This is a genomic window from Pseudodonghicola sp. (assembly GCF_048268305.1).
In the GTDB taxonomy this organism is placed as follows: Bacteria; Pseudomonadota; Alphaproteobacteria; order Rhodobacterales; family Rhodobacteraceae; genus Pseudodonghicola.
This window is the reverse complement of record NZ_JBLWVT010000028.1, coordinates 1-8,929: the sequence shown is the minus strand read 5'-3', so window position 1 is coordinate 8,929 and position 8,929 is coordinate 1. Positions and strand designations below refer to the sequence as shown.

Here is an 8,929-nt window from a genome sequence, read left to right as displayed (position 1 = left end):
TGCTCACCTCCGATAACGGAAGGGAAGCACGCACCAGCCCCTCAGGGAATCCCCTTTATGGGTTCAGAACCTAGCCCCGTGCTTAGGATGCGGAAGGGATCATGGCAATTCTATTTCGAGATTTCATGAAGTAATTTCAATCCTCTTGCCACCACCAGACATCGGGCATGTATTCCACCCCGTCGCCATAGATCGGCAGCCGGTCGGCGGGATATTTCATCTGCCGCACATGGGCGATGCGGCTGACGTCATAGGCCCAGATCGGGATCACATAGGCCCCCGCGGTCAGCGCCCGGTCGAGCGCGCGGGTTGCGGCGGTGAAATCCTCGGAGGTCTCGGACGTCAGCATCGCGTCGATCATCGCATCGACCGCCGGAGAGGTCACCCCCATCAGGTTTCGGCTGCCCTGCTGGTTGGCGTCGGCGCTGCCCCAATAGAGCCGCTGTTCGTTGCCCGGCGACAGCGACAGGTCGCGGCGAAAGCTGGTCATGTCGAAATCGAGCGCGGCGGTGCGGGTGGTGTATTGCGCATCGTCCACCGTGCTGGTGACCATCTCGATGCCGAGCCGGCGCAGCGCCTGGGTGTAGAGATCGACCACCCGTTGCATCTCGCTATCGGCCTGACGCAGCAGCACCGACAGGCGCATCGGCTGGCCGTCGGCGTCGCGCAGCTCTCCGTCGACCACATGCCAGCCAGCCTGGTTCAACAGCGCCATGGCGGCGCGCAGATTGGCGCGGTTGCGCGCGGTGCCGTCGCCCTGGGGCAGGGCGTAACCTTCCAGCGCACCGGGGGGCAGATCGGCGGCGAAGGGCTCAAGCAGATGGCGCACCCGTCCCGTGGCGGGGCCGGGCCGCATCGCCAGCGGCGAGTTCGAGAAATAGGAGGTGATGCGCGGCTGCACCCCGCCCGTCATGGTGTCGTTGATGTAATCGAAGTTGAAGGCCAGGATCAGCGCCTGCCGCACCCGCCAGTCGCTGAACGGCGCGTGACGGGTGTTCATCACCAGCCCGGTCATCCCCGAGGGGCGCTGGTTTGGGATTTCCGTCTTGATCACATCGCCGCGCTCGACCGCGGGGAAATCATATTGGCTTTGCCATTTCTCGGCGTTGAACTCGCGCACCGCCGACAGCGCGCCGGCCTTGAAGGCCTCGAAGAGCACGGTGGCGTCGCCATAGAATTCGATCCGCATCTCGTCGAAATTCTGGGTGCCGCGGCGGAACGCCAGATCGTGGCCCCAGTAATCGGGGTTGCGCTTGAGGGTGATGAAGCGGCCGGCCTCGAAATCGCTGATCACATAGGGGCCGCTGCCGATGGGCGCTTCGCTCAGGCCGGAGGCGGTGAAGTCCTTGCCCTCCCATTGCGCCTTCTTCAGGATCGGGCGCATCCCGGCGATCAGCGCCAGTTCGCGGTCGGGCGCGGTGAAGGTCAGCCGCACCTTGCGCGGGCCGGTCTGTTCGATCTTCGCCACCTGGGACGAGAACCCGCGATAGCGCAGATGCCCCTGGGTGCCCAGCGTCTCATAGGACCAGATCACATCCTCGACCGTGACCGGGGTGCCGTCGGAAAACCGTGCCTCGGGACGCAGGGTGAATTCGACCCAGGACCGGTCGGGCGGCGTATCCACGGATTCGGCCAGAAGCCCGTAAAGGGTGAAGGGTTCGTCCCAGGATCGCCCCATGAGCGATTCGTATCCCCAAAACCTGAGCTGCCAGGGCGCAGTTCCCTTTTGCACGAAAGGGTTGAGCGAATCGAAGCCGCCGGTGTTTCCAAAGACGACACGACCGCCCTTGGGGGCGTCCGGGTTGGCATAGGGCAGCGCCTGATAGTCCGGCGGCAAGGCGGGGTCCCCATACATGGCGATGCCATGTTGAGGGGTGGCCAGGGCGGTCTGGGCCAAGAAAAACAGGGCGAAGGCGCTGGTCAGCGCCCGCTTGGAGGGGAAATGGCGGGGGCGCACGCTGGAAACAATCCCGTTCTGCTCTTGTTGTGATTGACCCGAAGCTACTTGGCGCGTGCCGCGATATCAAACTTTTAGCTTGGAGAAGGGCGAGGAATTGCTTATAAAGGCCTCACTGCTCGATAGGTTTCTTGCCTGTATGAAACCTGCCTCAATAACTTAACGCCCGCTTCGTGCGGGCGTTTTTTTTGGCCCAATCGCCTGTTTTTAATTCATCGGAAACGACCGCCTCGAAGACCCTTGTCCAAGGGGCAAAGCAACGTTTTTACCATATGGTAAAGGGGTCTGACGGCGTCGACGGGAGTTTTCAGCCTGGCCACGAGCGCACCTGACCGCACCTCTGTCCGGGCCGGTGCGAGCCTGTTCAGGCCGTCTTCGCCGCCGCATACACGGGCGGTGCGGGCGATTCCACCCCGATTCCTCCACAGGCTGGCAAAGGTGGCCGATTCTCGCCCAGAACCGTCCGATCTGCCGATCCACTGGGCGGCGCTCACACCGAATTCACGCGCTTTTTCCGTTCCTTTCGCAGTGGCAGCATGGCAGGATGTGCGGGAAATCCTCAAGAAAAAGGGTAAGTCATGTCACTGACCGGAAAAACCGCCATCATCACCGGCTCGAACTCCGGCATCGGTCTGGGGATCGCCTGGGAGCTGGCGCGCGCCGGGGCCGATGTGGTCCTGAACTCTTTCACCAACTCTCCCGAGGATCACGCGCTGGCGGCGCAGATCGCGCAGGAGACCGGGGTGGAGGCGCGGTATATCCAGGCCGATATGTCGAATGGCGAGGAGTGCCGCGCCCTGATCGCCAAGGCCGAGACCTGCGATATCCTGATCAACAACGCCGGTATCCAGCATGTGGCGCCGATCGACGAATTCCCGGTCGACAAGTGGAATATGATCATCGCGATCAACCTGAACTCCGCCTTCCACACCACCGCCGCCGCGCTGCCGAAGATGCGCGCCGCCGGCTGGGGCCGGATCGTCAACATCGCCTCGGCGCATGGGCTGACGGCCTCGCCCTATAAGGCGGCCTATGTGGCGGCCAAGCACGGCATCGTCGGCATGACCAAGACCGTCGCGCTCGAGACCGCGCAGGAGCCGATCACCTGCAACGCCATCTGCCCTGGCTATGTGCTGACCCCGCTGGTCGAGGCGCAGATCCCCGACACCATGAAGGAATACAACATGAGCCGGGAAGACGTGATCAAGAACGTGATGCTCGAACGCCAGCCCTCCAAGCAATTCGCCACGGTCGAGCAGCTGGGTGGCACCGCGGTGTTCCTGTGTTCCTCGGCCGCCGATCAGATCACCGGCACCACGATTTCGGTGGACGGCGGCTGGACCGCACTTTGACCCGCGCGTCGAGCAAGGAAAAGAAGGTCATCAACCTCGCCCTCCAGGGGGGCGGCGCCCATGGCGCCTATACCTGGGGGGTGCTTGACCGGCTGCTCGATGACGAGGAGATCGAGATTGCCGCGATCTCGGGGGCCTCGGCGGGGGCGCTGAACGCCGCTGCCTTCAAGGCCGGCATGGTCGAGGGCGGCCGCCAGGGCGCCCGCGACAATCTGGACTGGCTCTGGGGCCGGATGTATGGGCTGGGCGACGTCCGGCTCAGCCATTGGCTGGGGGTGCTGGAGCCTGCCGAGGTCGCCCAGGCCATCGAATATTCAATGCCTTTCTCGCTGGCGGATATCTGGTCACGGCTGTTCTCGCCCTATTCCTACGGGCCGCTCTACGTGAATCCGCTGGAGGTGATCGCGCAGGCGCTCGATTTCGACCACGTCTGTTCCGAGGCGCTCCCCGAGCTGTTCATCTGCGCGACCCGCGTGCATAGCGGCAAGATCCGGGTGTTTTCCGGCAAGGAGATCAGTACCGACGCCATCCTGGCCTCGGCCTGCCTGCCGAATGTGTTCCAGGCGGTCGAGATCGAGGATGCCGAAACCGGCCAGGTCGAGGCCTATTGGGATGGCGGCTATACCGGCAATCCGGCGCTCTTCCCGCTGTTCGACATGAATCTGCCGCCTGACATCGTGATCGTAAACATCAACCCGCTCGAACGGCGCGAGGTGCCGATCACCCCGCAGCAGATCCAGAACCGGATCAACGAGATCAGCTTCAACTCCTCGCTCCTGCGGGAATTGCGCACGGTAAAATTCGTCCAGCGTCTGCAGGACGAGGGCGCGGTGAGCGAACAGCGGATGAAACGTGCCTTCATCCACATGATCGCCAATGACGAGCTGATGAACGCGCTGTCGGTGGCGACCAAGGTGGTGCCGACCCCCTATATCCTGGAAAAGCTGAAAGAAGCCGGGCGCCAGTCCACCGATGAGTTTCTTGCCAAGCACAAGAAGGATCTGGGCAAGCGCAATACCGTCAATCTCGAGGATATGTTCAAGTAAGGCGCTGCCGGCCTGACGCGGCCCCGAGAACAGTTGGCCCGCAAAGCGGGCCAAGCGCCTAGTCCAGCTTTTGCGTCGGATCCTTGGGGTTGGGATAGACCAGCCCGGCCGAGATCACCAGCTTCGCGGCATCCTCGATCGACATCTCCAGCTCGATCACATCCTCCTCGGGGAAATACAGCAGGAAGCCCGAGGTCGGGTTCGGGGTGGTGGGGACGAAGACGCTCATCAATCGGCCACCGGTCTCGGCGCGGTCGGAAATCTCGCCCTTGGCGGTGGTCGACACAAAGCCGATCGCCCAGATGCCCCGGCGCGGATATTGCACCAGGCAGGCCTTTTCGAAGGAGCGCTCCGATTGCGCGAAGACGGTTTCCGAAATCTGCTTGATGCCGGAATAGACCGAGCGGATCACCGGCATGCGGTCGACCAGACCTTCGGCGAAATTGATCAGCGACCGGCCGATGATGCCCTTGGCGACCCAGCCCACCACGATGGTGAACAGCAAGAAGATGATGACGCCGACGCCACGCAGGTTGATGCCGATATAGGTTTCGGGCCGCATCCGGTGCGGCACCAGCGGCAGCACGACGCCGTCGATCCAGCCGATGACGCTCCAGATCAGCCAGATCGTCAGCCCGACCGGGGCGATCACCACCAGCCCGGTCAGGAACGATGCCCGCAGATGTGAAAACACGCCCTTGCGGCGATGCGGTTCGTCGTCGAATGGGGTGTTCATCTGATTATGGTCCCTGACGGGACCCGGTGAGGGCCCCTTGCTTCGGGAAAATATGGTCTTTACCCCGCCGGTACAATGGCGGGACAAAGCGATTTCTGATCACGTCGACAGCTTGCGCAAGGCTTGGGCGATCTCGGCGGCGACGCGGGCATTGTTGCGGACCAGCGCGATATTGGCCCTGAGCGACTCGCCACGGGTCTGCTCGAAAATCCGGTCCAGCAGGAAGGGGGTTACCGCCTTGCCCGAGATGCCGGCCTCATCCGCCTCGGCCTGGGCCAGGGCGATGATCGGCACCAGTTTTTCCACCGGAATTTCGTCTTCGGCCGGGATCGGATTGGCCACCAACTGGCCGCCCGGCACGCCCAAGGCGCCGCGCACCGCATGGGCGCGGGCAATCTGCGCCACGTCATCCATCCTGAGCGGGGCGGCGAAGGGCGAGCGGCGCGACCAGAAGGCGGGGAAGATGTCAGAGCCCTTGACGATCACCGGCACGCCGAGGGTTTCCAGCACCTCCAAAGTCTTGGGGATGTCGAGGATCGCCTTCGGCCCGGCCGAGACCACGGTGACCGGGGTCTGCGCCAGCTCCTGCAGATCGGCCGAGATGTCGAACGTCTGTTCGGCGCCGCGGTGCACCCCGCCGATGCCGCCGGTGGCGAAGACATGGATGCCGGCGTGGTGGGCGGCGATCATGGTGGCGGCCACCGTGGTCGAGCCGGTGCCGCCGGTGGCCAGGCAGGCGGCCAGATCGGCGCGCGAGAGTTTCGCGACCCCGCGCGCCTGCCCAAGCCGTTCAAGCTGCTCACGCTCAAGCCCGATGTGCAGCCGCCCGTCCAGCACCGCGATGGTCGCCGGCACCGCGCCGGTCGCGCGGATATCCTCCTCGACCTGCTTGGCGACCTCGACATTCTGCGGATAGGGCATGCCGTGGGTGATGATGGTGCTTTCCAGTGCCACCAGGGGTTGGCCGGAGGATTTGGCGCGGGCGGCCTCCGTCGAGAAGGTCATGAAAAACATGGGTCTAATTCTCCTGAAACGTAATGCGCGGCGGCTTTCAGGGCGCTGACGAAAGCTTCGGCGCGGGGAAAGCCCGCCAGTTCGGCGGCGATGTGGCTGGCCATGAAGGTATCGCCGGCGCCGGTGACCCGGGCGATGCGCACATGCGGCGGGGCGAGGGCGCGCAGCCCTTCCGAGCTGGCCTCGGCCGCCTTGTTGGCGCCATCCGTCACCAGCACGCGGGACAGGCCGCGGGCAACCAGCGCCGCGGCGGCCTCTTCGGCATGGGGGAAACGGGTGTCGCAGAGCAATCCCGCTTCTTCGAGGTTCAGATAGAGCGTTGCGCAGGGATGGGCGAGGAAGGGGCGCAGCCGCAGCGCCTTGCCCGGCGAGGCGGGCGCCACCCGCAGGTCGGCCTCGGCAAAGGCCGGGCTGGTGGCGATCTCGGCCAGCAGCGGTTCGGTCAGATTGCCGTCAAGCGCCACGACACCGCGGAACGGCGCCTCGGGGTGGCCGAGCGGCCCGTCGGTGACCGGATCGAGGATGCGGGCGCCGGCGGCTTCCAGCGTGCGGGCGTCGGCGATCGCCGCGATCAGCCCCTCGTTGTCCTCCACCGCCATGTAGCGATCGGTGGGCAGATCGGCGGGGCGATGGATGTGATCGGTGATCATGCCGAGCCGGGCGCAGGCGGCGATCAGCTCCTCGCCCTCGGCGTCGCGTCCGATGGCGGAGAGCAGCGTCGGCGTCACCCCGTGGCGGGCCAGCGCCATGGCGATATTCATCGCCACCCCGCCGGGCAGGCGGGTGATTTGTCCCGGCACATCGGCACCGGCATGCATCGGTCGCGGCGCGCGGCCGATCACGTCCCAGAGGACCGAGCCGATGCAGAGGAGAGAGGGATGGGGCGCAACAGTCATGCGATCAGCTTTGACGGGTTTCCGCCCCATCGGCAAGCCGCTGCAGGCGCGCCTGGCGATGAACGCGTCCCTTGCGGGACGCGTGCCTCCGGCGGGGATATTTGCAGCTAGAAAAAGGCGGGGCCGGGCTCAGCCCAGCGGCGCCAGCAATGTCTTGAGAGCGAGGAGCGGATCCTCGGCGCCCCAGATTTCGTCGCCCACGCCGAAGAAATCGGTGTAGCTGCCGAACTGGGCGATCAGTTCGGGGGTCAGCCCGCCCTCGGCCACCACCGGCACCTCGATCACTTCGCTCCACCATTGGAAGAGGTCCAGCTCGGCGACGCTGCCGTCGTCCAGGGCCGAGGCGCCGAGCGGGCCGAAGGCCACGTAATCGGCGCCGGCCTCGCCTGCCGCCATGCCGTCATGGCGCGAGCCGCCGCAGTAGCTGCCGACGATGGCGTCGGCGCCCAGGACCTTGCGTGCCGCGCGCACCGATTTGGCGGAATCGCTCAGGTGCACGCCGTCGAGGCCGAGCCGTTCGACCATCAGCAGGTGATCGGTGATCACCAGCGCGATGTCGCGGGCATGGGCCACTTCGCGCAGGGTATCGGCGGCGCGGGCGATGTCATCCTCGTCCCTGGTGGCGAGGCTCAGGCGGATGCAGGCGATCTCGGCGCCGTCGAGCACCCGGGCCAGGCGGTCGGGAAAGCTGTCCAGGTCGAAGACGGGCGGGGTGATCAGGTAAAGCTGCGGCTGCTCGGGGGCGTCCATGACGGCGATCCTTGAGTGTGTTTCGGGGCGGTTTAGCGGATTGGCGCGCGGTTGAAAACGGTTTTGCGCGGGCTTGGCTTGCTCCCCGGGGCCTGGAGCAGTAAGGCGGGCACCGATCCGAGCCCAGAGGAGCCCCCATGCCCACCGATACGCCGCAGCCCGCCTTTGTCCTGGTTCGCCCGCAGATGGGCGAGAATATCGGGGCCGCCGCGCGGGCGATGTGGAACTTCGGGTTGGACCGCATGCGGCTGGTCGCGCCGCGTGACGGCTGGCCGAACCCCAAGGCGGTGGCGATGTCGAGCGGCGCCGGCCGGCTGCTGGACGAGGCAGGGCATTATGACGATCTGGCCGAGGCGGTGGGCGATTGCACCTTTGTCTTCGCCACCACGGCGCGGCAGCGTGGGCTGACCAAGCCGATCTACAGCCCCGAACGCGCCATGGCGCTGGCGGCCGAGAAGATCGCCGCCGGCGAAAAGGTGGCGGTTCTCTTCGGTCCCGAACGCGCCGGGTTGGAGAACGAGGACGTGGCGCGCGCCAATGCCATCATCTCGGTGCCGGTGAACCCCGCCTTCGCCTCGCTCAACCTCGGGCAATGCGTCTTGCTGACCGCCTATGAATGGCGCCGTCAGGTGACCGAGGTGCAGCACGAGGTGATGGAGATGGCCCGCGCCGAATGGGCCAATACGCTGGAGATCGAAAAGCTCGCCGAACATTACGAGGAGCGGCTGGAGCAGGCCGGTTTCTTCTTTCCCGAGATCAAGGCGGCGAGCATGAAGATCAACCTGCGCAATCTCTGGAGCCGGATGCCGCTGACGCGCGCCGATGTGCAGGTGTTGCACGGGGTGATGCGGCAGATGGTGCGCTGGAAAAACCGCGGCGACTGAGGGGCCTCTAGCCGCCGCGCGATCGGTTTCAGCCCTTAGTTTCAGCCCTTAGTTGTTGACTGGGGGCTGCCAGGGCTGTTGTTGCTGCTGATTTTGTTGTGGCTGTTGTTTCGGTCGCATCTGTTGCTGCGGCTTGAGCTGCATCTGTTGCTGCGGTTTGGGCTGCATCTGTTGCTGCGGTTTGGGCTGCATCTGCTGCTGCGGCCTGGGTTGCATTTGCTGCTGCGGCCTGGGTTGCATTTGCTGCTGCGGCCTGGGTTGCATTTGCTGCTGCGGCCTGGGTTGCATTTGCTG

9 protein-coding genes are annotated in these 8,929 nt (G+C 65.1%); 3 read left to right on the top strand and 6 right to left on the bottom strand.

What is annotated here, in order from left to right; all coding sequences use genetic code 11:
• Positions 1–136 precede the first annotated feature (136 nt).
• Positions 137–1,957, bottom strand: a complete 1,821-nt coding sequence (locus ACN0V4_RS21360; RefSeq protein ID WP_417679916.1) for an extracellular solute-binding protein — start codon at positions 1,955–1,957, stop codon at positions 137–139.
• A 578-nt stretch (positions 1,958–2,535) separates the two neighbouring features.
• On the opposite strand from ACN0V4_RS21360, the gene ACN0V4_RS21355 reads away from it, so the two are divergent.
• Together ACN0V4_RS21355 and ACN0V4_RS21350 are read left to right on the top strand one after the other, a co-directional pair.
• The gene (locus tag ACN0V4_RS21355; RefSeq protein WP_417679914.1) at positions 2,536–3,309 is read left to right on the top strand and encodes a 3-hydroxybutyrate dehydrogenase; all 774 of its coding nucleotides are present in this window, start codon (positions 2,536–2,538) and stop codon (positions 3,307–3,309) included.
• Positions 3,306–4,355 carry a patatin-like phospholipase family protein gene (locus ACN0V4_RS21350; protein ID WP_417679912.1) on the top strand — a complete coding sequence of 350 codons (1,050 nt, stop codon included), beginning with the start codon at positions 3,306–3,308 and terminating at the stop codon, positions 4,353–4,355. The genes ACN0V4_RS21355 and ACN0V4_RS21350 overlap by 4 nt, the downstream gene beginning before the upstream one ends.
• A gap of 58 nt (positions 4,356–4,413) precedes the next feature.
• Here ACN0V4_RS21350 and ACN0V4_RS21345 read toward each other — a convergent pair whose 3' ends face one another.
• The 4 genes from ACN0V4_RS21345 to ACN0V4_RS21330 form a co-directional block, all read right to left on the bottom strand.
• On the bottom strand, positions 4,414–5,091 hold the full coding sequence (locus ACN0V4_RS21345) for a DUF502 domain-containing protein (RefSeq protein WP_417679910.1): 678 nt from the start codon (positions 5,089–5,091) through the stop codon (positions 4,414–4,416).
• Positions 5,092–5,190: 99 nt separating this feature from the next.
• On the bottom strand, positions 5,191–6,105 hold the full coding sequence (locus ACN0V4_RS21340) for a pseudouridine-5'-phosphate glycosidase (protein WP_417679908.1): 915 nt from the start codon (positions 6,103–6,105) through the stop codon (positions 5,191–5,193).
• Positions 6,093–7,001, bottom strand: coding sequence for a PfkB family carbohydrate kinase (locus ACN0V4_RS21335; protein WP_417679906.1), 909 nt, complete (start codon positions 6,999–7,001; stop codon positions 6,093–6,095). Before ACN0V4_RS21335 ends, ACN0V4_RS21340 begins: the two co-directional genes overlap by 13 nt.
• Before the next feature lie 129 nt (positions 7,002–7,130).
• Positions 7,131–7,751 (bottom strand): thiamine phosphate synthase, encoded by a 621-nt coding sequence (locus ACN0V4_RS21330; protein WP_417679904.1) that lies wholly within the window; start codon positions 7,749–7,751, stop codon positions 7,131–7,133.
• Positions 7,752–7,888: 137 nt separating this feature from the next.
• On the opposite strand from ACN0V4_RS21330, the gene ACN0V4_RS21325 reads away from it, so the two are divergent.
• Entirely contained in the window at positions 7,889–8,635 is a 747-nt protein-coding gene (locus ACN0V4_RS21325) for an RNA methyltransferase (protein WP_417679902.1), read from the top strand.
• 28 nt (positions 8,636–8,663) lie between these two features.
• Here the strand turns inward: ACN0V4_RS21325 and ACN0V4_RS21320 are convergent.
• Positions 8,664–8,929 (bottom strand): hypothetical protein (locus ACN0V4_RS21320; RefSeq protein WP_417679900.1); only part of this gene is annotated, 266 nt, incomplete at its 5' end.